This window comes from Prevotella heparinolytica, from assembly GCF_004342845.1.
GTDB classification, from domain to species: Bacteria; Bacteroidota; Bacteroidia; order Bacteroidales; family Bacteroidaceae; genus Bacteroides; species Bacteroides heparinolyticus.
Window position 1 is genome coordinate 55,021 of record NZ_SLXB01000016.1, and the last position, 26,156, is coordinate 81,176.

The 26,156-nt window shown below is 47.4% G+C and carries 22 protein-coding genes and 1 other RNA gene; 19 read left to right on the forward strand and 4 right to left on the reverse strand.

All coding sequences use genetic code 11. From position 1 onward, the window contains the following. Positions 1–32: 32 nt before the first annotated feature. Entirely contained in the window at positions 33–569 is a 537-nt protein-coding gene (locus EV202_RS09090) for a nitroreductase family protein (RefSeq protein WP_106070154.1), read from the forward strand. Positions 570–718: 149 nt separating this feature from the next. On the opposite strand, the gene EV202_RS09095 is transcribed toward EV202_RS09090, so the two are convergent. After that, on the reverse strand, positions 719–2,038 hold the full coding sequence (locus tag EV202_RS09095) for a YihY/virulence factor BrkB family protein (RefSeq protein WP_131926822.1): 1,320 nt from the start codon (positions 2,036–2,038) through the stop codon (positions 719–721). A 22-nt stretch (positions 2,039–2,060) separates the two neighbouring features. After that, an RNA gene (rnpB, locus tag EV202_RS09100) (RNase P RNA component class A) lies at positions 2,061–2,478 on the reverse strand. A 445-nt stretch (positions 2,479–2,923) separates the two neighbouring features. Between rnpB and EV202_RS09105 the strand changes: the two genes are divergently transcribed. The 9 genes from EV202_RS09105 to EV202_RS09145 all read left to right on the forward strand — a co-directional run bounded on the left by EV202_RS09105 (position 2,924) and on the right by EV202_RS09145 (position 14,822). Beyond that, the gene (locus EV202_RS09105; RefSeq protein WP_131926824.1) at positions 2,924–4,150 is read left to right on the forward strand and encodes a C40 family peptidase; all 1,227 of its coding nucleotides are present in this window, start codon (positions 2,924–2,926) and stop codon (positions 4,148–4,150) included. 95 nt (positions 4,151–4,245) lie between these two features. After that, positions 4,246–5,418 carry a dipeptide epimerase gene (locus tag EV202_RS09110; RefSeq protein ID WP_131926826.1) on the forward strand — a complete coding sequence of 391 codons (1,173 nt, stop codon included), beginning with the start codon at positions 4,246–4,248 and terminating at the stop codon, positions 5,416–5,418. Between the two features lie 9 nt (positions 5,419–5,427). Next, the gene (locus EV202_RS09115) at positions 5,428–6,762 is read left to right on the forward strand and encodes a transglutaminase-like domain-containing protein (protein WP_106070158.1); all 1,335 of its coding nucleotides are present in this window, start codon (positions 5,428–5,430) and stop codon (positions 6,760–6,762) included. 235 nt (positions 6,763–6,997) lie between these two features. Continuing rightward, positions 6,998–8,569, forward strand: coding sequence for a trypsin-like peptidase domain-containing protein (locus EV202_RS09120; RefSeq protein WP_106070159.1), 1,572 nt, complete (start codon positions 6,998–7,000; stop codon positions 8,567–8,569). A 227-nt stretch (positions 8,570–8,796) separates the two neighbouring features. Then, entirely contained in the window at positions 8,797–9,657 is an 861-nt protein-coding gene (locus EV202_RS09125; RefSeq protein ID WP_106042788.1) for a sigma-70 family RNA polymerase sigma factor, read from the forward strand. Positions 9,658–9,803: 146 nt separating this feature from the next. Continuing rightward, a complete protein-coding gene (locus EV202_RS09130) occupies positions 9,804–10,202 on the forward strand; it encodes a hypothetical protein (protein ID WP_106042790.1) in 399 nt (132 codons plus the stop codon). A 30-nt stretch (positions 10,203–10,232) separates the two neighbouring features. Then, positions 10,233–11,480, forward strand: coding sequence for a clostripain-related cysteine peptidase (locus tag EV202_RS09135; protein WP_106043464.1), 1,248 nt, complete (start codon positions 10,233–10,235; stop codon positions 11,478–11,480). A gap of 496 nt (positions 11,481–11,976) precedes the next feature. Then, positions 11,977–14,445: an FAD-dependent oxidoreductase gene (locus EV202_RS09140; RefSeq protein ID WP_131926828.1), complete on the forward strand. Its 2,469-nt coding sequence runs from the start codon at positions 11,977–11,979 to the stop codon at positions 14,443–14,445. Between the two features lie 11 nt (positions 14,446–14,456). Continuing rightward, the gene (locus EV202_RS09145; RefSeq protein ID WP_106070599.1) at positions 14,457–14,822 is read left to right on the forward strand and encodes a MarR family winged helix-turn-helix transcriptional regulator; all 366 of its coding nucleotides are present in this window, start codon (positions 14,457–14,459) and stop codon (positions 14,820–14,822) included. Between the two features lie 157 nt (positions 14,823–14,979). Here EV202_RS09145 and rlmH read toward each other — a convergent pair whose 3' ends face one another. Continuing rightward, entirely contained in the window at positions 14,980–15,453 is a 474-nt protein-coding gene (rlmH, locus tag EV202_RS09150; RefSeq protein WP_106070161.1) for a 23S rRNA (pseudouridine(1915)-N(3))-methyltransferase RlmH, read from the reverse strand. 232 nt (positions 15,454–15,685) lie between these two features. On the opposite strand from rlmH, the gene EV202_RS09155 reads away from it, so the two are divergent. The 7 genes from EV202_RS09155 to EV202_RS09185 all read left to right on the forward strand — a co-directional run bounded on the left by EV202_RS09155 (position 15,686) and on the right by EV202_RS09185 (position 21,246). After that, a complete protein-coding gene (locus tag EV202_RS09155; protein ID WP_106070162.1) occupies positions 15,686–16,078 on the forward strand; it encodes a DUF4783 domain-containing protein in 393 nt (130 codons plus the stop codon). Further along, positions 16,071–16,919: a carboxylating nicotinate-nucleotide diphosphorylase gene (nadC, locus tag EV202_RS09160; RefSeq protein ID WP_106070163.1), complete on the forward strand. Its 849-nt coding sequence runs from the start codon at positions 16,071–16,073 to the stop codon at positions 16,917–16,919. The genes EV202_RS09155 and nadC overlap by 8 nt, the downstream gene beginning before the upstream one ends. Positions 16,920–17,207: 288 nt before the next feature. After that, complete coding sequence (locus tag EV202_RS09165) at positions 17,208–17,759, forward strand: RNA polymerase sigma factor (protein ID WP_131926830.1); 552 nt, start codon at positions 17,208–17,210, stop codon at positions 17,757–17,759. After that, the gene (locus EV202_RS09170; RefSeq protein WP_131926851.1) at positions 17,746–18,837 is read left to right on the forward strand and encodes a porin family protein; all 1,092 of its coding nucleotides are present in this window, start codon (positions 17,746–17,748) and stop codon (positions 18,835–18,837) included. Before EV202_RS09165 ends, EV202_RS09170 begins: the two co-directional genes overlap by 14 nt. Before the next feature lie 18 nt (positions 18,838–18,855). Further along, a complete protein-coding gene (locus tag EV202_RS09175; RefSeq protein WP_125238684.1) occupies positions 18,856–19,413 on the forward strand; it encodes a DUF4943 family protein in 558 nt (185 codons plus the stop codon). A 56-nt stretch (positions 19,414–19,469) separates the two neighbouring features. Next, positions 19,470–20,135, forward strand: a complete 666-nt coding sequence (locus tag EV202_RS09180; protein WP_131926833.1) for a DUF4858 domain-containing protein — start codon at positions 19,470–19,472, stop codon at positions 20,133–20,135. Positions 20,136–20,298: 163 nt separating this feature from the next. Continuing rightward, complete coding sequence (locus EV202_RS09185; RefSeq protein ID WP_131926853.1) at positions 20,299–21,246, forward strand: NAD(P)H-dependent flavin oxidoreductase; 948 nt, start codon at positions 20,299–20,301, stop codon at positions 21,244–21,246. Between the two features lie 89 nt (positions 21,247–21,335). On the opposite strand, the gene ald is transcribed toward EV202_RS09185, so the two are convergent. Beyond that, complete coding sequence (ald, locus tag EV202_RS09190; RefSeq protein WP_131926835.1) at positions 21,336–22,442, reverse strand: alanine dehydrogenase; 1,107 nt, start codon at positions 22,440–22,442, stop codon at positions 21,336–21,338. 276 nt (positions 22,443–22,718) lie between these two features. On the opposite strand from ald, the gene EV202_RS09195 reads away from it, so the two are divergent. Both EV202_RS09195 and EV202_RS09200 read left to right on the forward strand, forming a co-directional pair. Further along, on the forward strand, positions 22,719–24,389 hold the full coding sequence (locus EV202_RS09195) for a M23 family metallopeptidase (protein ID WP_131926837.1): 1,671 nt from the start codon (positions 22,719–22,721) through the stop codon (positions 24,387–24,389). A gap of 65 nt (positions 24,390–24,454) precedes the next feature. Further along, entirely contained in the window at positions 24,455–26,092 is a 1,638-nt protein-coding gene (locus tag EV202_RS09200; protein ID WP_131926839.1) for a C69 family dipeptidase, read from the forward strand. Positions 26,093–26,156: the final 64 nt, after the last annotated feature.

Genomic DNA, 26,156 nt, shown 5'->3' on the forward strand with positions numbered 1-26,156 from the left:
TGTGATTCATTTTTAGCAAGCTATTAATAGATATGGATTTCTTGCAGTTGGCGGCATCTCGCCAGAGTGATCGGGCGTATGATAAGGCTCGTGTTGTGGAGCCGGAGAAGCTGGAACGGATATTGGAAGCTGCCCGTTTGGCACCTTCTGCGTGCAATGCGCAACCGTGGAAGTTTGTAGTCGTTACAGATCCTGAGTTATCGGCCAAAGTAGGTAAAGCTGCCGCTGGCTTGGGGATGAATAAGTTTGCCAAAGATGCTCCTGTTCATATCCTGATTGTGGAAGAGTCTATGAATGTCACCTCTTTTCTGGGTGCTAAAATCAAGGATAAGTATTTCCCGCTGATTGATATCGGTATTGCTGCCTCACATATCGTTTTGGCTGCGGAGAGCGAAGGATTGGGCTCTTGCATCTTGGGCTGGTTCGATGAAAAGGACATTAAAAAACTCACCGGCATTCCTGCCAATAAACGTCTTTTGCTTGATATTGCTGTCGGCTATCCACTGAAAGAGAAGCGAAAGAAACTGCGGAAGCCGAAAGAAAAAGTGATTTCCTATAATAATTATTGATTTGTGCAGCCTGCGGGTTTTTCGTTCTGTGCGAACGGGAATTTCTAATCTGTTATTTTCGGATCGATTCCTTTTATCCTTTCTTGAATGGTTTCGGAAGGAGGAGTGACAGGTTTTTTCAGCTTGTTCTCCTCTTTTTAGGGGAAGAATTACAAGTCTTTCAGCAATATAGTGCCGGCTTTCTCATAATATTCTTCTCGCGCTTTCACTAATACCTCCCATTGGCTGTTGAACTCATTGTCCTTATCAATCTTGAAGTCTTCCGAGCCGTGTGTGTCCAATTTGTCGAGCAATAGAGCCACGGTCAGCTGGTTGATATCCATAGAGGGCTGGTAAGCAATGTCTTCGCTTTTTTCATCTGTCATCACTTCGTGCAGGAGGTTGATTTCCTGCAATTCGTAAAGGGCTTTGTAGGTCAGGCGGATGGGGATTTGGCATTCTTCGGATATCTTGTCGGCTGTATAGGGCGTTTCGTTTTGTGCAAAGCGCTTGGCTATGAGAGACATTATCAAGATAGAGATGAAATCGCGGTAGCGCCGGCTGATGTTGCGCGTGTCTTTGTCGAAACTGAAGTTTCTGATATTCTGTCCTGCATAGGTCAGTTCGGCACCGAAGAGGCAGATGGTCCAAGAGATTTGCAACCACAGCAGAAACATCGGAAGGGCGGCAAAGCTACCGTAAATGGCATTGTAGCGCGACACCCACAACTGGCTGCTGATGTAAAGAAACTGAAAAGCCTGATGTGCCGTACCTGCCAATATGCCGGATAGAAGGGCATGTTTCAACTTTACCTTTGTATTGGGCATGAAGATGTACAATGCCGTAAACATGAACCATGTCAGGGCAAAGGGTATGAGGCGTATCATGAACTTGCCGATAGGGGCGAGCAGGGTAAAGTCTTCGATGTTCTTCACCATCGTGCTCATGAAGATGGAAAGACCGCCCGAAAGAACGATCAAGATAGGCATCAACAGCAGCATGGAGAAATAATCGGTGATTTTGCGATACATGCTGCGTGCTTTCTTCACTTGCCAGATGCGGTTGAAGGTTATCTCCATGTTGTTGATAAGGTTGAGAACCGTCCACAGCAACATCACCAGACCTACACCGATAAATACTCCGTTTTTGGTTTGCGACAGATAGGAGTCTACAAATTGCAATATGATTTCCGTTGTTTCCGTCTGGCCGCCGAAGCCGCTGACTATCTGGCTTTCCATCAGATTGTCGAACCCGAATCCGCGTGCAATGGCAAAGAGGATGGCAAGAATCGGCACGATGGCAAGCAGTGTGCTGTATGTCAAGGCCGAGGCTTTGTTTACTATCCGGTCGTTGGTGAAGCGATTGACGCAGAGGTAAATTGTCTTGATGACATTGTACAGGGAAAAAGTGGTCCGTGTGACTTCGTCTTCCGTAATACGCCAGATGTCGTAGGTCAGGAACTTCCAGAGTATGGCAATGCGCTTATTCATGAACTTGGCAATTTTTTAAGGAAAAAGCAGTCGGTCTGTAAGCCGGGTTCTGTTCTTCTGCCGAAGAGAAAGTCCTGTGCCGGGGATTATTCATCTCCGACCCTTCGTTTCTCGCCATTTAGAAGTGCCTGCCATTTATCTGAGCCGCATGTCGCCATACGGCTTTAGCGGTCTACCCTCCGACATGGGGCGAGCAACCCTCATAACGCCGGTATACATGACCTTACAACTCCCAAGACGCACAGCCCTTGTGTCGCCACAAGGCCGGTAAGCTCTTACCTCACCTTCTCACCCTTACCGCAGCCAACGGTTGCGGCGGTTATTTTCTTCTGCGTTACTCTACCCTCGCGGACAGCTTTCTGTTAGGAAGTGGGATGCTCTGTGTTGCCCGGACTTTCCTCATGCACGCACATGGTGCAGGCGGCAGACCGACCAACTGCTTTATAGCCAACAAAGATACAACAATTTAGCGATTAATCGCAAATAAGCGGATTTAGAATCTGCATAGAGTCTGTTTTAGATTTCCTTGGATGATTAATTGTTATTCCCATGATACGGATATGGAAAAAACACAACAAAAGCTGTTTTTGTAACTCCTTGTAAATCAGCCTTGTGGGAAATTACTAAAAATCGAGGGAATTTTTACTAAGTTTTCGGGGAATTTTTAGTAAAAATCCGTCCGGTTTTTAGTAAAAATGGAGTGGGATTTTAGTAAACCAAATTTGGAAAATCAGATTTCTTTACATACGGGAGTATGAAGGACGGATTTTGTGTATAGATGCTATCGATATTTTCTTTGTACTTAAAATATCTGAAAAGATGTATCTCTTTCGGAATTAATTTGTAGCTTTGCTAACATTAGTAATACTCAAAAAACAGTGGCCGATGAAAAAGTTTTCCTTTATCCTTTTTATTTCTCTATTAATTCCGCTTTTTGCTGTCGCTTCAGAAGTAGGAGACCGTACCATTCCTGCTGAAGTGGCACAATTGTCTGACAGCTTGAAACGGAAGTTTGCGCCGGACAAGCGTGTGGCTTTGTTCGATGTGGATTATTCTTTTTCGGGGAAGAACGTAATGTTGCGTGGTGTCACCACTTCGGCTGAAGCAAAGGTGGCACTGCTGGCAGGTTTGGCAAAAAGAGGATACGAAGTGATGGATTGTTTGCGGGTGCTTCCGGATGAGCAGGAGCTTAAGGGCAAAACCTATGGCATTGTCAATGTATCGGTGTGCAATCTTCGTGCTGATGCCGATTTTTCATCGGAGATGATGACACAGGGATTGATGGGCATGCCGGTCAGGATACTGCAACGTGAAGGTTGGTATCGCATTCAGACACCGGATGATTACATAGCATGGGTGCACCGTGTAGGTGTTCACCCTGTCACGCAAGAGGAACTGGCTGCATGGAACGCGGTGGAGAAGATTGTGGTGACCTCGCATTACGGTTTCGTCTATTCAAAACCCGACGCGGCCTCGCAGACCATTTCTGACGTTGTTGCCGGAAACCGTTTGAGGTGGGTGGGTGCGAAAGGGGCTTTTTATAGAGTGGCCTATCCGGATGGTCGCGAAGGGTACATCTCCAAATCGCTCGCTATGCCTGAGAAGAAATGGCGCGTTTCTCTCAAGCAAGATGCGGCGAGCATCATTGCCACGGCCTGCTCCATGATGGGAATACCTTATCTTTGGGCCGGGACTTCCTCAAAAGGCGTGGATTGCAGTGGTTTTATGCGTACCGTTCTGTTTATGCACGACATCATCATTCCGCGCGATGCTTCTCAGCAGGCATACGTCGGCAAGCATATCGACATTGCTTCCGATTTCGGCAACTTGCAGCCGGGAGACTTGATTTTCTTCGGACGCAAAGCAACGTCCGAACGTAAGGAACGTGTCGTACACGTGGGAATGTACATCGGGAACAAGCGTTTCATCCATTCGCAAGGCGATGTGCGCATCAGCAGTTTCAATCCCGATGACGAATTGTTCGATGAATATAATCTGGGCCGATTGCTGTTTGCCACGCGCGTATTACCTTATATAAATAAGGAGAAATCGATAAATACTACAGCGACGAATGGGTATTATCGGCTCTTTCCCCGTAGGGAGATGGAGTAACGACTCTTGTTAACCGTATGTATAACCATAAACTAAAGTAACTTCAAACCTCCCTTTCCTGCGGAGGAGGGATGGTGGAGAGGTTTTTCCCGACTATGTCAACCAGAAGAGAATTCCTGAAAACCGCCGCTTTTGCCACACTTGGCTCAGGCTTGGCCATCAACAATGTATTTGCCAGAGGTAACGATCAACCTTCCTTGTTCAATGTGAACAGCCGTATGGGTGTCACTCCTAAAATGAAACTGCGTTTCTTTCCTTATGAACTGAAATTGCGTCACGTCTTCACCGTGGCCACATATTCCCGTACCACTACCCCTGACATTCAGGTAGAGATAGAGTATGACGGCATTATCGGGTATGGCGAAGCGTCCATGCCGCCTTATCTGCAACATGAGTTGGGTACAGTGGATAGCGTGATGGCTTTTTTGAAGAAAGTGCAGGATGTCATCGGACGGTTTGCCGACCCATTCCAACTGGAGGATATATTGGCTTATATCGATACGTTGTCTCCCGGCGACTCTGCCGCCAAGACGGCGGTGGACATCGCCCTGCACGACCTTGTGGGCAAGCTGTTGCAAGCCCCATGGTATAGAATCTGGGGATTGGACAAGGAAAAAGCTCCTTCCACAACTTTCACCATCGGCATTGATACGGCCGATGTGGTACGTGCAAAGACCAAAGAATGTGCCGAGCGCTTCAATATTCTGAAAGTGAAACTGGGGCGTGACAATGATAAGGAAATGATTGAAACCATCCGTTCGGTCACGGATCTTCCGATTGCCATCGATGCCAACCAAGGTTGGAAAGACAAACGATATGCCCTCGACATGATACATTGGCTGAAGGAAAAAGGCATTGTGATGATAGAGCAACCGATGCCCAAGGAACAGTTGGACGACATTGCATGGGTAACCGAACAAAGTCCGTTGCCGGTATTTGCCGACGAATCTATTCAGCGCTTGAAAGATGTAGCCCGCCTGAAAGGTGTCTTTACAGGTATCAATATCAAACTGATGAAATGTACCGGCATGCGCGAGGCTTGGAAAATGGTGACTTTGGCGCGCGCGTTGGACATGAAAGTGATGGTGGGGTGCATGACGGAAACTTCGTGTGCCGTCTCTGCTGCCGCGCAATTTTCTCCGGCAGTCGATTTTGCCGATTTGGATGGCAACTTGCTGATTGCGAACGACCGTTTCGAGGGCATGGAAGTGGTAAAAGGTAAGATTACGCTGCCCGACTTGCCGGGTATCGGGGTGGTAAAATTATAAAAGGAGATTATGAGAAAGCTGTTGTACATCGTATCTCTGTTCGTGTTGGTTTCCGCATGCAACACCAAGCAGGGGAGCAAGGGATACAATTGGGATGATGACCTGCACCAACGTCTGCTTGCTGATTTCTGTCTGACAGAGGCGCAAGTGAAAGATTATATTCGTAAATACATTCCCGACGTGACCGACGGGCAAATGCGACAGTGGGAAGATGTCAAGGCTTTGGAATACATGGTGCTGGATGGCGAGAAACGCTATTTCCGCAATGCAGGGCCTAATCTTTTTCGTATAGATTCCGTTTGCCGTGACATCAAGACGGGCAAGGAAGGAACAGCGCTAAGTGGCAGCGAGAAGGTAAATATGGAGAATCTGCCCGAAATTATCTCTGCCGTGAAGAAAGAGGCGAAAAAGCTTGTGGCGCCGAAGCGTATGCGTGTCACTTATACCTTGACGGTTGATACGAATGCCGTGCCTGCGGGGAAAATCATCCGCTGTTGGTTGCCTTATCCCCGTACGGACCAGGCACGCCAGCAGGATGTCAGGCTTATCTCTGCCAGTGAATCGGAATACGTATTGTCTCCGCAGGATTGTCGTCATACTACGTTGTATATGGAGCGGCGGGCTGTCGAAGGAGAACCCACAATCTTTTCCGAGACATTTGAATTTACTACATACGGCGAGTGGCACAACCTGAAGCCGGAAGACGTATTGCCTTATGATACTACAACCCCTCTTTATAAAGAATATACGGCCGAACGCGAGAAACATATCATCTTTTCGCCCCGCATGCGCGAACTTGCTGCCAGATTGACAGCCGGAGAAACCAATCCGTATCTGAAAGCAAAGCGCATCTTCCGTTGGGTGAACGATAATTTTCCGTGGGCCTCGGCACGAGAATACTCTACGATTGAGAATATCCCGGAATATGTGCTGGATAATCGTCATGGCGATTGCGGGCAGGTCAGTCTGTTGTTCATCACTCTCTGCCGTATCAGTGGCATTCCTGCACATTTCCAAAGCGGTTTCATGATGCATCCGAATGCATGGAATCTGCACGACTGGGCGGAAATCTACTTTGAAGGCATAGGCTGGGTTCCTGTCGACCAGTCATTCGGCATTCCTGCCTTTGCCCGTGATGCGGATGAAACGTATTTCTTTTTGGGTGGCATCGACTCTTGGCGCATGATTGTGAATACGGATTATGGCATGCCGTTGGTTCCCGCAAAGAAATATCCTCGTAGCGAGACGGTTGATTTCCAACGTGGTGAAGTGGAGTGGGAGGGAGGTAACCTTTATTTTCCGCAGTGGAACTATCACATGGATATTGATTACCTGAACTACTGAGATACAATATACTGTTTTTATGCACTATCTGTCAGTCTTTTAACAGTCGGCAATCGTGCATAAATGCTAATTTGTCAGTCTTTGCCGTTAATCGCTGTTAAGTCCTAAATATCCTCTGTTAAAAGAGAACAAAAAAGAGTGACAAGGGGAATAACAGAACGTTTTTTGTCGTTATTTTAACGTCGTAATGTTAAATGAAACCCGGATATTAACAGTTTAAAGAATAGAAATTAGTATGAAACAGACAACAAAAAACATTCTTGGAGTTGCGGCTATTGTACTCCTTAGTTCAGGAGTGGCCGGCATTACTACTTATAAAATGTTGAAGAGCGAGGCGTCGGTTGCCTCAGGTACGTTCGATGAAATGTTTGAGCAGAATCCTGATGTCCGGTTGGCTTCATATAGTGCCGCCGCTTTACAACCTGTTGATTTGACGCAAGCAGCCGAAAGTTCGATTCATGGTGTGGTTCATATCCGTTCTACCCAATCGTCCAAAGTTCAGGAGGTAGAAGTGCGCGACCCGTTCTTCGACTTCTTCGGTGACTTCTTTGGCAATCGTGGCGGAACACAGAAACGTCAGGTGCAGACGCCGGAGCGTACCGGTTTCGGTTCGGGCGTTATAATTTCCAAAGACGGTTATATCGTGACAAACAATCATGTGATAGCAGGTGCTGATGAAATCAGCGTGACGTTGAATGATAACCGTCAGTTTAAAGGGCGTATCATCGGCACGGATGAAGAAACGGATTTGGCATTGATTAAGATTGAAGGAGAAGATGATTTCCCCACTGTTCCGGTAGGTGATTCGGATGCACTGAAAGTAGGCGAATGGGTACTTGCGGTAGGAAATCCTTTTAATCTGACTTCTACGGTAACGGCCGGTATTGTCAGTGCTAAGGCACGCTCTTTGGGCATGGGGCAGGCAACCGGCAAACAGAGTATCGAATCGTATATTCAGACGGATGCTGCCATTAATCAGGGTAATAGCGGCGGGGCGTTGGTAAATGCACGCGGCGAACTTGTGGGCATTAACGCAGCTTTGTTTTCGCCTACAGGCTCAAATACCGGTTATGGTTTTGCCATTCCTACCAGTATAATGAAGAAAGTTGTGGCCGATTTGAAACAATACGGCACGGTTCAACGCGTGAAGCTGGGTGTGACGATAACAAGCCTTACGGAAGAACCGGGCGATACGCAAATGGCTGATAAGACAGGCAAGAAATTCAGCGATGTCAAGAAAGAGGCTCGCGAGAAGTTTGGCGTGGTAGACGGTCTTTGGGTACGTGAAATTATGGAAGGAAGTTCTGCTGCCGGTTCCGATATGAAGGTAGATGATGTGATTGTGGGTATGGAAGGTAAGGCTATTCATAAATTTGCCGACTTGCAGGAGTTGCTGGCCAAACATCGTCCGGGCGACAAAGTACAGGTGAAAGTGATGCGCGACAAGAAAGAGAAAACCATCTCGGTGACGCTGAAAAATGAACAAGGCACCACGAAAGTAGTTAAAGATGCCGGAATGGAAATTCTTGGTGCAGCCTTTAAACCGATATCAGACGCTTTGAAGAAACAGTTGAATTTGGCTTATGGCTTGGAAGTAACGGGTGTTACTAATGGCAAGATGGCCGATGCAGGAATCCGTAAGGGTTTTATTATCCTGAAAGCGAACGGTCAGTCGGTAAAGACGGTGGACGACTTGGAAAAAATCATGAAAGAGGCGAGAAAGTCACCTGAACAAGGTTTGTTCATCACCGGTATGTTCCCGTCAGGAAAACGTGCCATGTATGCCGTGGATTTGACTCAAGAATAAAGAAATAAAAGGTAAAGATTGTCAGGATACAAATAGGGTTAGAGCGAGAATTTACTAAAGAGGCTCTAATATTAGCGAATAAAACCAAAAAGAAGGTGTCGGCAAGATATTTGTCGACATCTTTTTTGTTATGATGGTTGAGATATAAATTAGGTAAAAAAGTGAAGATAAAATTATTGTAACAAAAGATTTTGTAGTAACTTTGCAACCCAAATCTGTTTTTAAGAATGAGACAACTTAAGATTACCAAAAGTATCACTAACAGAGAGAGTGCTTCTCTTGACAAGTATTTGCAGGAAATCGGTCGCGAAGACCTCATTACTGTTGAAGAGGAGGTAGAACTCGCTCAGCGCATCCGCAAGGGTGACCGTGTTGCATTGGAAAAACTGACACGTGCCAATCTGCGTTTCGTTGTATCTGTAGCCAAGCAGTACCAGAACCAAGGTTTGAGTTTGCCCGACTTGATTAATGAGGGTAATTTAGGACTGATCAAGGCTGCCGAGAAGTTCGATGAAACACGTGGTTTCAAGTTCATCAGTTATGCAGTATGGTGGATACGCCAGTCCATTCTACAAGCTTTGGCAGAGCAGTCGCGCATTGTGCGTCTTCCGTTGAATCAGGTAGGTTCGCTGAATAAAATCAGTAAGGCCTTTTCTAAATTTGAACAGGAAAACGAGCGCCGTCCGTCTCCCGAAGAGCTTGCCGAAGAACTGGAAATCCCTGTTGACAAAATCTCTGATACGTTGAAGGTGTCAGGACGCCACATATCGGTGGACGCACCTTTCGTAGAAGGAGAAGACAACAGTTTGCTCGATGTGTTGGTCAACGATGATTCTCCTATGGCCGACCGCTCTTTGGTGAACGAGTCTCTTGCGAGGGAAATTGATAGAGCTCTTTCTACGTTAACCGAACGCGAAAAAGAAATCATACAGATGTTTTTCGGTATCGGACAACAGGAAATGACATTAGAAGAAATCGGCGACAAATTCGGCTTGACCCGTGAGCGTGTACGCCAGATTAAAGAAAAAGCAATCAGAAGATTAAGACAAAGTAATCGTAGCAAATTGCTCAAATCTTATTTGGGATAAATAAGAAATATTGATTTCCGACTTATAGAAAGAATTAAAAACCGTGTGCTTTTCGGAGCATGCGGTTTTTTTCTTATCTTTGCCGCGATTGCTTGTTGATTTTTGTCAATAGCTTTCCGGTTTATTACTAAACTTTTAATTAATTCATGAAATACGTTCGCATACTTTGTGCCGTGGCTTTGGTTTTTGCATTGTGCCCGGCTTTTACAATGAAGAATAAAGAGAAGGCGGTATATGCCTTTGGAGTGGCTGCCTCTTTCAATGATTCAATTGTGTATTATACGGAAATCCAGTTGTTGGATAGTGTGGAATTAGACAAGAATGGTTTCTTGCCCAAGAGGGAGTTATACACATATCAGTTGAAGAATTATTTGGAAGCTGATTTTAAAAAGCCTGACTACACCTGTATGATTTATTTTTCCGAGAACAAAAAGAAGCTGGAAAAAGAAGCTGCCAAAGTGAAAGGGAAGTATAAAAAGAGTACAGGGTTGCTGCTTCAAGGGATAGAGCCTTCTGCTTTTAAGTTCAAGAAGCCTCAGGAATAATCCTTGTGTTTAAAACTCAAACGAATGATTATGAAATTTGATTTTCATCTTTTAATGGGAATATTCTTTTCCATCTTGTTGACCGGATGTGAAAAGAAGGAGTGTCCTGCTCCTCCGGCCGAGGGAAGCCGTACGGTGCTGGTCTATATCGTGGCAGATAAGAATGGTTTGGATGAAAATTACAATAACCAAGATTTTGCGACTAAGGATGTGGAGGAAATGATGGCAGGAATGAAATCTGTCGATTCCTCGCTTCATAACTTGTTGGTTTATTTGGATAATAACGATAAGCCCGTCTTGTTTCGCATACACAAAGACGGCAGTGGGAAAGTGACAAAGGAGATACTTAAAGAATATGATGAACAGGTGTCTACGGAAACACAGGTTATGAAAGAAGTGTTGAGCCGTGCTTTCCAAGAATATCCGGCTGATAGCTACGGGCTGGTGTACTGGTCGCATTGCGACGGATGGATTCCATATCCTTTGGAAATTCCCAGAACCCGTTGGATAGGGCAGGATAGGGGGAATGGTGATGACAGAATGAATATCTCCGGTTTGGTGGAAGTGCTGCAATTGGCTCCACACCTGGAGTTTATCATGTTCGACGCTTGTTTTATGATGTCTGTTGAGGTGGCTTACGAGGTACGCAAATATACTGATTATTATATGGGGTCGCCAACAGAAAATCCGGGGCCGGGTGCTCCTTATGACAGGATTGTGCCATTGATGTTTAAATCGAATGCTGCTGTCGGCATGGCTGAGGAGTATTTTAAGGCCTATAATGAGATTTATACAGGTGGTATCGGTATATCAAACGATAATTGGACGGGGGGGACTTCCATTACTGTTTTAAAAACGGCAGAGTTGGAGAAACTGGCGGCGGCTACAAAGCAGGTTTTGCAGAGCGGTATGGGTGTTTCGGAGCTTCGTTCCAAAGTGTTTGATTACGATAAACGTACTTCCATAAGTAGTTATGTCGGTTATTTCGATATGGTGGAAATGATGGAATATCTGACAGATGATGCCGGCTATCAGGCGTGGAAGCAGGCTTTTGCATCTGCCCTCGGTTATTGGAATACAACCGAAAAGAACTTCTCTATGTTCGTTGGACGAAAGTTCGATTCTATTGAAGGAATGTTCCCAATGCAACCCCGCGCTAATGGAGTGACGCACTACATTCCTTCCGAGTCTACCGCTTATGAAGTGAGGGCTGCCAATATAGCCTATCGCTCCACTGCGTGGTACGAAGCAGCCGGACTCTCCCTTCTTGGTTGGTAGCATGGCCTGCCGATTCTTTTCCGAGTGAGGGTAGTCTAATCTTTGTTCTTTTATAAAGAAATTCCCTGCTGATAATGAATGATTTACGCTTGTACAAGTGAGAGCCTACACTTGTACAAGCGTAACCTTATACTTGTACAAGCGTTGGCCTTCACTTGTACAAGTGCAAGCTCTCGCTTGTATCATCCTGCATTCTCCTGATATTTGGGCTGACGGTTGTGTATCCGATTTCTGCCTGAAATTGCTCCGACTACTGCTATTTCTTTTTCGGTTGCTTTTATTGGTCTCTCCCGGTTTTCGGTTGCTGAAGATGTACCGAGAGTGGGTTGCCGGATAAAAAGAGCAATGCTTCTTCTTATGAATAACGCCTCTTCTTCGTGTAGTCTTTTTTATTAATAACAAGCCTGTTAACATTATTTTCTATTGGAAATTATTTAATAAGAGGAATTATTCTTTCCTTTGCACAGTCAAACTTTAAAAGTGAAAAGAGAAGAGTATGAAATATGTAATTGTTGGCGGTGTAGCGGGTGGAGCCACAGCTGCCGCCCGATTGAGAAGAGTGGACGAAACGGCTGATATCCTCTTATTGGAGAAAGGGCCTCACATCTCGTATGCCAATTGCGGTTTACCTTATTATATAGGTGGTGTTATTGCTGAACGTGATAAGTTATTGGTACAGACACCCGAAGCATTCGGGAAACGTTTTCGCATCGACGTGCGCGTAAAGAATGAAGTGCTTGCAATCAATGCAAAGGCCAAAACCCTTACGATACGCAATGCCGACGGAAAAGAATATGAAGAAGCGTATGACAAACTGCTTTTGTCTCCGGGAGCGAATCCGGTGAAGCCTCCTTTGGAGGGCATTGAGTCTGAAGGCATCTTCACACTGCGTAATGTGGAGGATACAGACCGGATCAAGGCGTATGTCACAGGTAAGCAAGTGAAGCGTGCGGTTGTTGTAGGTGCCGGTTTTATCGGTTTGGAGATGGCGGAGAATCTGCATCATGCAGGTATAGCGGTCTCTGTGGTGGAGATGGGCAATCAGGTGATGGCTCCCATCGATTTTTCTATGGCGGCGCATATCCACCGACATTTGATACAGAAAGGCGTTTCTCTGTATCTCGAAGAGGGAGTTACGCATTTTCAACGTACGGAGCAGGGCATTATCGTATATTTGAAAAGCGGTAAAACGATTGCGGCCGATATGGTACTTCTTTCCATCGGAGTGCGCCCTGCCACGGCATTGGCACAACAAGCCGGATTGAAATTGGGCGAAACCGGAGGTATCTGGGTAGATGAACATCTGGAGACTTCGGAGAAAGATATTTATGCGGTGGGCGATGCCATCGAATATCCGCATCCTCTGACAGGAAAGCCATGGCTCAATTATCTTGCCAATCCGGCCAATCGTCAGGGGCGTATCGTGGCGGATAATATGGCGTTGGGCAATACTGTTTCATACGAAGGAGCAATCGGCACCTCTATTGCCAAAGTGTTCGATATGACCGTCGCTTCTACCGGACTTGCCGCCAAACGTTTGAAACAATGGGGAATGGAGTATCAAAGCTCGGTGACGCATTCTTCCTCTCATGCCGGTTATTATCCGAATGCGTTGCCTATAACGTTGAAACTGACTTTTCATCCCTGTACCGGAAAACTTTATGGTGCGCAATGTGTGGGCTATGAAGGGGTGGACAAGCGCATTGACCAAATTGCCGGTCTCATCAAACGGGGCGGTACGGTATACGACCTCATGGAGACGGAACATGCCTATGCTCCTCCTTTCTCTTCGGCCAAAGACCCCATTGCCATTGCCGGATATGTGGCGTCCAACATTGTAGGCGGCGCCATGCCGGCCATCTCTTGGCGCGAACTGCTTGAAAAGAAAGAACAGGTAGTGCTGGTCGATACACGTACTGCCGAAGAATTCTCTTTCGGCACTATTCCGGGCGCCCTCAATATTCCTTTGGATGAAATGCGCGAGCGTCTTGCCGAGATTCCGGCAGACAAGCCCGTTGTGCTTTTCTGCGCTGTGGGATTGCGCGGCTACTTGGCACAACGCATTCTGATGGGGCGTGGCTATCGGGATGTGCGCAACCTGATGGGCGGTTATAAGACCTTTTCCACGGCGGTAGCTCCGCTTCCTGCACCTACGGCTTTGTCATCGGCTACTGTTTCTTCGTCGTTCGATGTGGTTTCGGCAGAGGCTTCTTCCGTTTCGGATACAGAGAAGAAAGTTCTGAAAGTCAATGCTTGTGGTCTGCAATGTCCCGGTCCCATCATACAAGTAAAGAAAGCGATAGACAGCATTGAAATTGGCGAGCGTGTGGAGATTGTGGCGACCGATGCCGGCTTTGCCCGCGATGCTTCGGCCTGGTGTGAGACTACGGGCAACAAGTTAATCGAGAACCGTGAGGAGAAAGGACGTTATACGGTGGTTATCGAGAAAGGCGATTCCGCTTGTGCATGTTCTTCCGGCGGATATGCAGGTGGGGGCAGAGGAAAGACGCTGATTCTGTTCAGCGATGATTTGGATAAGGCGCTGGCTACTTTTGTTTTGGCAAACGGAGCGGCGGCAACAGGTCAAAAGGTCTCCATCTTCTTCACGTTTTGGGGACTGAACGTTTTGAAGAAAGTGCAGAAGCCTCGGGTGCAGAAAGATTTCTTTGGCAAGATGTTCGGCATGATGCTTCCGTCCAGCTCCTTGAAACTGAAGCTGTCTCAAATGAACATGTTTGGTATGGGAAGCCGTATGATGCGATTCCTGATGAAACGCAAGGGAGTGGATTCTTTGGAGTCTTTGCGCAGGCAGGCCTTGATGCAAGGTGTGGAGTTCATAGCCTGCCAGATGTCTATGGATATGATGGGTATCCGGCGTGAGGAATTGCTGGACGAAGTCACTGTAGGCGGTGTGGCCACCTATATGGAACGTGCGGATAAGGCCAATGTGAATCTGTTTATTTAAAGGAGGAGATGATGGAAACTTTATGCAAAATTCGTGATGTTTATCGGGCCATTGCCGAGTTTGAGGTGCAGTTTATGCAGAAATACGATTTGTCGTTGAATGAGGGCATGCTGCTCTGTACCCTGTTAGAAGCACCTAAGCTCACTTCCGGAGAGATAGCCGAGACGTTGGGTTTGTCGGCTTCCAATACTTCCAAGGTGATTTGCTCCGTCGAGAAGAAGAAACTGATAGTCCGTCTCGTTGGCAAGGAAGATAAACGCCAGATGCGTTTCTCCCTGACGGCGGAAGGCCGGAGACGGATTGCCGACATCAAGAATGCCACCTTCAGCTTGTCGGATTTATTGCAGCAGGTGGTTAATCTTGTAAACAAACAATAGGAGGATAAGCCATACGGCTTTCTGAGTCGGTTTCAACTTGCAGGCACCGAGAGTTTCATTTGCTGAAACCGGCAGTTTCGCTTGCTGAAACCGTCTGGAAAACGTCGGTATGACGGGTAAAAAGAATCATGTGCGGATATCCGGGACAATAGCTGCTTCACTCGTGGTGATACGGCCCTCCGTTCAGTATCGTCATTGCCCGATAGAGTTGCTCTACGAAGATGAGGCGCACCATTTGGTGCGAAAAGGTCATGCGCGACAAAGATAGCCTTTCGTGGGCAGCCCCATACACTTTTGCAGAGAACCCGTAAGGCCCTCCAATGATAAAGACCAGCCGTTTGTTCACGGTATTCATCTTGCGCTCCATATAGTCGGCAAACTCTGTGGAGCGCATTTCTTTTCCACCTTCGTCCAGCAATACGATGACATCGCCCGGCTGGAGGGCTTTCAGAATCAGCTCCCCCTCTTTTTCTTTCTGTACTTCCGCAGAGAGGCTCTTGGTGTTTTTCAGTTCGGGGATGACCTCCATTTCGAATGAGAGATAACGCTTGGTACGCTGTATGTAGTCATCGATGGCTGTTATAAAATGTTGTTCCACGGTTCGTCCCACGACGAGCAGAGTTGTTTTCATGTCGGTTCTGTTTTCTTGATTAGTGCACAAATTTAGTGCTTTTTTATTGTATTTTGAGACAAATGCTTACCTTTGCCTATCATAAGGTCTGTTTAATTCCTCCTTTTGAAGTTTTTGTCGGCTTCTCCGTGAGTTACTTTTCGGACGTAGAAACGGGAAAAAACTTTAATAAAGAAAGCTCATAAGAGTGGAATGGCGGAGAAATATAAGCAGCCTCTAAATACTTGTGAAAATGAAAAAACGGGTAATCTTTTTGTTGACCGGTCTCTTCATCTGGATCTCTTCGCTTATGGCGCAGGATGTTCCGGAGGGAGTGATTGGAGCTTTCAAGGAAGGGAGCGCTCAGGAACTTAACAAGTATCTGGGCGACAAAGTCGATTTGATTATTCTGAACAAATCGACTCGTACGGACAAGCAGACGGCGGAAGAAACAATGGCTGCTTTCTTTTCCAATCATAAGGTCAGCGGTTTTAGTGTGAATCATCAAGGTAAGCGAGAAGAGTCGGGTTTCGTCATCGGTACGTTGACAACTGCCAATGGAAATTTCCGGGTGAATTGTTTCTTCAGAAAAGTGCAGAACAACTACGTTATACATCAAATAAGGATAGATAATACAAATGAATAAGGAAGAAGAATTGATTGACAGGCTGATAGACCTGGCCTTTGCCGAGGATATAGGCGACGGAGACCACACGACCCTTTCCTGTATTCCTGCCACGGCAATGGGAAAATCGAAGCTCCTGATTAAAGAAACCGGTATCCTTGCAGGCATCGAGATAGCCAAAGAAGTGTTCCGGCGTTTCGACCCCACCATGAAGGTGGAGGTATTCATCAACGATGGAGCCGAAGTGAAGCCGGGCGATGTACCCATGATTGTGGAAGGCAAGATACAGTCGTTGTTGCAGACGGAGCGTCTGATGCTGAATATCATGCAACGCATGAGCGGCATTGCCACCATGACCCGTAAATATGCCGAGAAGCTGAAAGGAACTCATACCCGCGTACTCGATACCCGTAAAACCACTCCCGGAATGCGCATTCTTGAGAAGATGGCCGTGAAGATCGGCGGTGGCGTGAACCATCGCATCGGCTTGTTCGATATGATTCTCTTGAAAGACAATCATGTGGACTTTGCCGGAGGCATCGATAAGGCCATTATCCGTGCCAAGGAATATTGCAAGGAGAAAGGCAAGAATCTGAAGATTGAAATAGAAGTGCGCAACTTCGACGAATTGCAGCAGGTACTCGACTTGGGCGGTGTAGACCGTATCATGTTCGATAACTTCACGCCCGAAATGACAAAGAAGGCAGTAGCAATGGTGGCAGGCCGTTATGAAACGGAATCCTCAGGCGGAATCACGTTCGATACCTTGCGCGACTATGCCGAGTGCGGTGTGGACTTTATCTCGGTCGGGGCACTGACTCACTCCGTCAAGGGACTGGATATGAGCTTTAAAGCTTGTTGAAAAGGCTATAAAAGCATTATTGTAGAACGAGAAGGAAACCTCTCATAAGGTTTGCAATACTGTGGCAAGCGCTTATGGGAGGTTTCTTTATCATTTGCATATATTAGAGTCTGTTTGAGTATCTCTTTTCGGCAATTTACGGCTTCATTAGAGTCTTCCCCCAAATGAAGCCGGGCAAAAATTAAACAAGCTCTAACTTATTTTTGCATATTACATTGCAGCATTTCAGGAAATGCTGCGTCTAATTGACAAACGACGCAAAGAGCGTCCGTAAAAAAGGCACTGACGTTGGAAAATGAAATAGAACTGATAGAGGGCTGCCGGGCCGGAAAGGATTCTGCCCGAAAGGAGCTATACACCCTCTACTCCAAGCAGATGCTGGCGGTGTGCTACCGTTACACGGGCGACGTCGATGCGGCCCATGACGTATTGCACGATGGTTTCATAAAGATTTTCACCCACTTCACGTTTCGCGGAGAGTGTGCATTGAGCACGTGGGTGACAAGGGTGATGGTGACACAAGCCATAGATTACCTTCGGAGGCAGCAGCGCTTCGTCCAACTGGTGGTGAATGAAGAACATCTTCCTGACGTGCCGGACGATGCCGATTTTGCCGAAATCGGCAGCCATCTTTCCGAAGAGGTGTTGATGGAATTTGTAGCGGAACTTCCCGATGGATGCCGCACGGTGTTCAACTTGTATGTCTTTGAAGAGAAATCGCATAAGGAAATAGCGGAAATACTCCACATCAAAGAACATTCATCCACCTCGCAGTTGCATCGTGCCAAGTGTTTGTTGATAAAAAGAATTAAAGAATATGCTGAAAATGAGAGAAAATGATGAAATAACCGGTTTATTCCGTAACCGTCTTTCCGGTGCAGAGATGCCTGTGCGGGAGGGGTTTTGGGAAGAGTTGGAACGCGAACTGCCTCCGGCCTCTTTCAAGAAACAGATTCTTCTTTCTCCAAAGCACTGTCGCATTGCGGCCGCCGCATCGATTGTGCTCGTATTGGGAGCAGCCTCTGCCGCTTTTTGGTATTTCTCTCCTGAAGAAGAGATTAAGGAAGCCTTTACACAAGTTGCAGCCATGACACCGGAGGGTAGCCTGAACGGTGATGTGATACAAGAGAGCTTTCCTTCCATTCATCAGGCAACTCCTATGATGCCCAAAAACGGTATCAAGCAACCTACGGGTAGCGGCATTCCGGCAGGGTTGGCAGCACAAGCCGATGAAGAAGAAGCCGTATCCGTCCGCGTTTCCATCAGGATAACTCAGCGGGTTTATGGCAATGCCCGGCAATCAGGAAACGGATTCTATGACAATGTAAGTCCTGTGCAGAACGGAGCTTATCATACGGATACCGATGATACGGATATCGGTTCGGAAATAAATCATGCCGATGTTTCCGTGGAAGAAGCCGCACCGGCCAAGACCGAGGTAAAAAAGTACAATCGGGCGGTGAAAGTTGCTGTCGGCACTTCTTTGCCTAAAGAAGACTTCCACATGCCGTTGACTGCCGGCATCAGTATGGAGGCTGCCCTGAATAAGTCCCTTTCTTTGGAAGCCGGTCTTCAATACAATCGTTTGGGAGGGGAGCATACATTGCATACGCTGGGAATTCCTGTGAAACTGAACATGATGTTGGCAAGTACTCCTAAAGTCGATTTATATGCTATGGTAGGTGGAGCGGCCGAGAAATGTATTGCCGGTGCACCGGATAATGGGTTTGAAGCAGAACCGGTGCAGTTGTCAGTCGTTGCCGGAGTAGGGGTGCGCTATAAAATGAGCGATCGTTTTGCCTTATTTGCCGAACCTTCCGTTTCCCATCATTTCGACACAGATTCGCAAAGCAGAACTTTACGCACGGAACGCCCCACTAATCTGAATCTGTTGTGCGGCGTACGTGTGACTTATTAATCTTAATACGATACAAATATGAAGACTCTATACCGCAAATTACATATACACAGTCAGTTTGTACTGTTTGTGTTTTTTACGCTTTCCGTTTTCTCTCTGTTCTCTTGCAGTAAAGAAACGTTGGACTATAACCATCCGAATGTCGACTTATTCGTCAAACAATTGAAGGCCGGCAAATATTCCACGCAAAGTCCGGACGGATTGAGCAGCATGCCCAAGTTTACTTCCGAAGACATAGAAGGCCTGTTGAAATATGTTGAAGACCTGACGGTGATACCTTCTTTCCCGTTGGCGCCGGTATCCTATTCGGCCGGCGGCAAGCTTCGCTTGGGCGAGTGCATTCTGTGGACGGTAGAAACCATCCGTCTCGGGCATAATGCTTCGATGGGATGCAAAATGGTGCATACGGATGCTGAGAATTATGAAGGCATCTACTTCCTCTCTGACGATGAAGTGCTGGATGCGGCCGCCCGTTATCGACGCTGGTGGGAAACACGGAAATATCCCAGAACCATGTGGACCGTCGATCCCTGTTATGACGAACCGCTTTGCGGGAGCGGATACATGTGGTGGTGATTTTCAGGTTCAATAGGTGTTGATATTATAAATCAGGTATTAGTAAATCAGGTTAGGTGAAAAGATTTCTACTCTTTGGGGGGCTGCTCGTTGTAGTGGCCTTCCCATTCTATGCCCAAAACTGGACGCCTCAAGACTCGTTGCGATTGCAGCAACTATTAAGAGGAAAGGGCGAGATAAAGCTGAATCCGGAGGTCTTGAAAGAACTGGATGCCACTGCTCCTTTGAATAATCCGAAGGCCGAGACACATAAGTCGTGGATGGATTTTGACGCTTCCATGCCTGTTTTGCCGCGAGTGTCGGAACAGAAAGTGAAACTGACTCTTCGTCCTTATACAGCCAATACCCGATATAACTGGGATCCGGTTTACCAGAAAAAAATCAAGATTGATAAAAACACTTGGCGGGGGGATGAATTCTATGCACTCAAAACTCTCTTGATACCTACCAATTGGGCAAAGTCCCCCTTTGATGCCGGTCCGCGTGAGACCATAGAACAGATTGAAGCTACCGGTTTACGCTACCGGATGACAGAGCGGGCCAACAACATGGCAGTTGGCGGTTGGCAAGGCGTCTCAGGCAAACCGTCCGGTATTGACTTGATGACTCCTTTCGCCAAAGAGTTTTGGGATTATAAAGGGCGTAAACGGCGTGCGCGTACGTTGGAGGTGTTGAAGAGCCTCTCTCTTCCTTCCTCTTTGCTTCGTAAGGAGGCGGAGTAGGCGGTATCTGAAACTGTTTTCTTGAAAGTATTATGAACCATTCCGTAGAAGGGCTTGAGGGGAAAACATCTTGCGGGCTTTTCTCTTTTTTTGTATTTCCCTTTTCTGAACTTTCTTGTTCCCTCTTTTGTTTTTTCTACAATAACTTTTCACAGTAATGGAAATGAACAGAGTGACCTCTCTTTTCGGAATACAATATCCGATAATTCAAGGAGGTATGGTGTGGTGCAGTGGCTGGAGATTGGCTGCTGCGGTGAGTAATGCGGGTGGTTTAGGACTGTTGGGTGCAGGCTCCATGCACCCCGATACGTTGCAGGAGCACATCAGAAAATGTCGTGCGGCTACCTCACGTCCGTTTGGTGTAAACATCCCTTTGATGTACCCTCAAATAGAAGAAATAATGCAGATTGTGGCGGACGAAGGAGTGAAGATTGTATTTACTTCGGCCGGCAGTCCGAAGAAATGGACGGACTGGCTGCACCAACGTGGCATTATTGTGGCGCATGTTGTTTCTTCTTCTCGTTTTGCCATGAAAGCAGAGGAGGCGGGCGTCGATGCCATTGTTGCCGAAGGTTTTGAGGCCGGCGGACACAATGGAAGGGAAGAAACCACTACCATGTGCCTCATTCCTGCCGTGCGTGCGGCTACTACGCTGCCGTTGATTGCAGCCGGAGGCATTGCTACCGGTGAAGCAATACTTGCCGCCCGTGTGTTGGGGGCAGAAGGAGTGCAGATAGGAACTCGTTTTGCTTTGACGGCAGAAAGCTCTGCGAGCGAGGTGTTCAAGGATTATTGTCTGCATCTGGAAGAAGGAGACACCCGCCTGCTTTTGAAGAGACTTGCTCCGGTACGCTTGGTACGTAACAATTTCCGTAGTGCAGTAGAGGCTGCTGAAGCAGCCGGTGCCACGGAAGAGGAGCTGCGGATGCTTTTAGGTCGCGGTCGTGCCAAGCGAGGCATCTTTGAAGGCGATCTTGAAGAAGGCGAACTGGAGATTGGGCAGGTATCTGCTTTGCTTCAAGGTAAAGGAATGCAGTCTGTCGCGGCAGTCATGCAAGAACTGGCGGAAGAGAGCAAGCGGGCATGGGAGCGGATGAAAGAGATGTTTTAGAAGAGGTATGGAGTGATATGGAATACACGGATTAGCCATAGAATGATGCTAATCCGTGTAGTTCCGTGGATTGTTTTCCCGTTTTGGATTTATATCACTAACGGCTCATATTTCAGTCCGAACACATCTGCCACCGCTTTATAGGTGACTTTGCCTTCTACAACATTTACTCCCAATGCCAATGCCGGGTCGTCCTTGCAGGCTTGTTTCCATCCTTTGCATGCCAGTGCCACGGTGTAGGGCAAGGTGGCGTTGGTCAGTGCCATGGTAGATGTAAAAGGTACGGCGCCGGGAATATTGGCTACTGCATAATGCACAATGCCGTCTATCAGATATGCGGGGTCGCTGTGCGTGGTTGGGTGGGAGGTCTCGAAACATCCACCTTGGTCGATGGCAACGTCCACCAGCACAGTGCCCGGTTTCATCAGCTTCAGCATCTCTTTAGTGATGAGGTGGGGCGCTTTGTCGCCGGGAATGAGAACAGAACCGATGACGAGGTCGATATTGGGCAATTCCATTTTGATGTTATGGGTGGAAGAATAGAGCGTTTTCACGTTCTTGGGCATTACTTCGCTGAGATAGCGCAAGCGAGGCAGGTTGATGTCGGCAATCAAGACTTCCGCTCCCATGCCGGCAGCTATTTGTGCGGCGTTGGTTCCTACAATGCCTCCACCGAGAATAAGCACACGTGCCGGACGTACTCCCGTCACACCCCCCATCAGTTTTCCTTTTCCGCCTTGCGGTTTCTCAAGGAAGCGTGCTCCCACTTGGGTAGCCATGCGTCCTGCCACTTCACTCATGGGAGTGAGCAATGGCAGAGAATGGTCTTTTTTCTCTACGGTTTCGTAAGCAATGCAGATGGCACCGCTTCCAATCATGGCTTCGGTCAATAATTTATCGGCGGCAAAGTGGAAGTAAGTGAACACTACCTGTCCTTTTTTAATCAGTTTGTACTCCGGTGCAATGGGTTCCTTTACCTTGACAATCATGTCGGCTATGGCATACGTCTCCTCAATGGAAGGTAAAGTCTTTGCACCTACGGCGATGTAGTCATCGTCAGAGAAACCGCTGTTTGCGCCTGCTGAGGCTTGCACATACACCGTATGACCACGTTTCACCAATTCGGCTACTCCGGCAGGGGTCATTCCCACGCGGTTTTCATTGTTTTTGATTTCTTTAGGTACTCCGATAATCATGGCCTTGGAATTTAAGTTCGTCGTTAAACATGGCGCAAGATAGTGATTTCTCGGTTTCGGTGTCATCGCAGTGTTTATGTTTTTTAGCAGAAACTTCATGGGGTCGATGACGCAGCTTCTCTGTATTCATCGTCATTATCCGTACATATTTTATTCTTTTATACTGCAAGGTAGGCGATGCTTATTTTAAGTCGTCTGCTTGGCCTATTATTTTCTATAAGCAATGTAGGCTGTGAGAACTATTCTTTTTATCTTTGTGGCATTAAGTGACAAAATATGAAACATCCTATACTTCTCTTTTTCTTCTTTTTGATTACCGGTCTGCAAAGCGGATATGCTCAGGAAGCGCCTGTTGCAAATAAGGTTGTTTTTGTTCCTCCGTTTGATTTTCCCATTACTTTCTCCGGCAATTTCGGTGAGATACGCGCCAATCACTTCCACGGAGGGTTGGATTTCAAGACTCAAGGCACAGTCGGTAAGCCTGTGCGTGCATTGGCGGACGGGTATATTTCGCGAATCCGCGTCAATCACGGTTCGGGGTATGTGCTCGATGTAGTCTATGATAACGGATATACCACCGTCAACCGTCATCTAAGTGCCTTTGTGGACGATGTGGCTCGCAGGGTGGAGAGCCTGCAATATGAGAAAGAAAGCTGGGAGGTGGAGATTACTCCCGAACCGGGTGAATATCCCGTGAAGGCAGGACAGGTCATTGCTTTGAGCGGCAATACCGGATACTCTTTCGGACCGCATCTCCATCTGGATATGCTCGAAACAAAGACGGAAGAGTACATAGACCCGCTTCCCTTTTTCATGGATAAGGTGAAGGACAATACGGCGCCGCGTGCCGAGGGCATCATGCTGTTTCCCCGGCCGGGCAAAGGTGTGGTGGAAGGCAAACAGACGAATCAGGCTTTTCCGGTGCGGCCGATGAAGCCGATTACCGCTTGGGGAGTGATAGGTGCAGGAATTAGCGCTTACGATTACATGGACGGGGTACATAATAAATACGGTGTAAAGAACGTTATTCTGGAAGTGGATGGCAAGGAGGTATTCCGTAGTGTGGTAGACCGTTTTGCATACGAAGAAAATCTCTATATCAACTCGTGGACGCACGGGCGGTACATGAAGTCGTTCATTGAGCCGGGCAACCGCTTGCGCATGCTCCATGCCTCCAATGGCAACCGGGGGTTGATAAATATCGACGAGGAACGTCCTTACCGGTTTGTCTATACATTGAGCGATGCGCAGGGCAATACCTCCAAAGTACGTTTCACCGTGCAAGGCAAGAAGATGGAGATTGCACCGGTGAAACACCGTGAGAAATATGTTTTCAAGTGGGATAAGGTGAATTACCTGCAAGAACCCGGTCTGGAGCTTGTAGTTCCTAAAGGCATGCTTTATGATGATGTGTACTTGAATTATGCCGTACGGGCCGATAGCGGTGACGTGGCTTTTACTTATCAACTGAACGATACTCCTGTTCCCATGCACGGGACTTGCGAACTGCATATCGGATTGCGTCGTTGTCCGGTGGAAGATATGACAAAGTATTATGTGGCGGGGGTTACGTCGCGTGGCGGGAAATACGGCATTGGCGGTAAATACGAAGACGGTTTCATGAAAGTGCGTGTTCGTGATTTGGGGACGTACACCGTAGCGGTAGACACCGTGCCGCCCGAAATCATTCCGCTCAATAAGCCCCAATGGGCACGGACGGGGTGCATCACCTTTAAGGCTAAAGACAAGGAAACGGGCATCGGCGCTTATCGGGGTACGATTGACGGCAAATATGCATTGTTCGGCAAACAGAATTCCATCAACGGACACTTGATTTGTGAACTCGACCCCAAGCATGTGAAAAAAGGAGGCAAGCATGTGGTCGAGATGACGGTGACCGATGGTTGCGGCAACCAAACCACCGAGCGGTTTGAATTTGTCTGGTGATGAGCTGCCGGGTTTTGTTCTGAATAGAGAATCAACATTTATAGTAACAATAATAATTTTAAAGTATGAAAAGACTGACTTTCTCCGTTTTGCTTTTGCTGGCGGCAGTGGTGAATGCGCCGGCTTGTACCAACCTTATTGTAGGCAAGAATGCTTCCGCAGACGGTTCTACCATTGTTTCCTATTCTGCCGACTCGTATGGTTTGTTCGGCGAGTTGTATCATTATCCTGCCGGAGTGCATAAGAAAGGTACGCTGATTGATATCCATGAGTGGGACACCGGTAAGTATCTTGGACGGATAGAGCAGGCACGACAGACGTACAACGTCATCGGCAACATGAACGAGTTTCAGCTCACCATCGGTGAAACGACTTTCGGCGGACGTCCCGAACTGGTTGATACCACCGGCATCATCGACTACGGCAGTTTGATTTATTTGGGATTGCAACGCTCGCGTACTGCTCGCGAAGCCATCAAGGTGATGACAGAACTGGTCCAGGAGTATGGTTATTATAGCAGTGGCGAGTCCTTCACCATTGCCGACCCCAATGAAATATGGATTATGGAAATGATTGGCAAAGGCCCCGGTGTGCGTGGCGCTGTGTGGGTGGCTGTCCGCGTGCCCGACGACTGCATCTCTGCCCATGCCAACCAGAGCCGCATCCATCAGTTCGATATGAACGACAAGGAAAACTGCATGTATTCTCCCGATGTTGTTTCCTTTGCCCGCGAGAAGGGCTATTTTAACGGCGTGAACAAGGATTTCAGCTTCGCCAAAGCCTATGCTCCGCTTGATTTCGGTGCCCGTCGCTATTGCGAAGCCCGTGTTTGGAGCTACTTCAACATGTTTACCGACCGTGGCAATGAATTTCTACCTTATATATTAGGCGAGAACGATACTCCGATGCCGCTGTTCTTGAAGCCGAGCCGTAAGATATCGGTTCAGGATGTCAAGAATGCCATGCGCGACCATTACGAGGGAACTCCTCTCGACATCAGCAAGGACTTTGGCGCAGGCCCTTATCATGCGCCCTACCGTCTGTCTCCTCTTTCTTTCAAGGTAGGCGACCGGGAATATTTCAACGAACGTCCCATCTCCACCCAGCAGAGCGGTTTTGTGTTTGTGGCCCAGATGCGTTCAGAGTTGCCCGATGCCATCGGTGGCGTACTGTGGTTCGGTACGGACGATGCCAACATGACCGTGTTCACCCCTGTGTACTGTTGCACGGACAAAGTCCCTACGTGCTATACCCGCGTGGATGGTGCCGATTACATCACTTTCTCGTGGAATTCGGCTTTTTGGATTTTCAATTGGGTAGCCAATATGGTGTATCCCCGATACGACTTGATGATTGATGATGTGCGTGCCGCCCAAACCGAACTGGAAACAGCCTTCAACGAAGCACAAGAAGGGGTTGAAGCTGCGGCTGCCAAACTGTTGGAAAAGGAGCCTGCCAAAGCAAAGGCATTCCTGACGAACTATACAAACATGACTGCCGAAAGCGCGTTTGCCACATGGAAACGTTTGGGCGAATTCCTTGTTGTAAAGTATAATGACGGTGTGGTGAAACGCATGAAAGACGGAAAATTCGCGCGTAACTCCATTGGTCAGCCGGCAGGCGTCATTCGTCCGGGATACCCGAAAGCATTCCTCGAAGAGTATGTAAAGCAGACGGGAGACAGATATAAAAAGCCCGAATAAATTAGGATTTCAAAACTTAATCTTTTACATTTGTATCTCAACAAAACAGGCTTTTAATAATTAA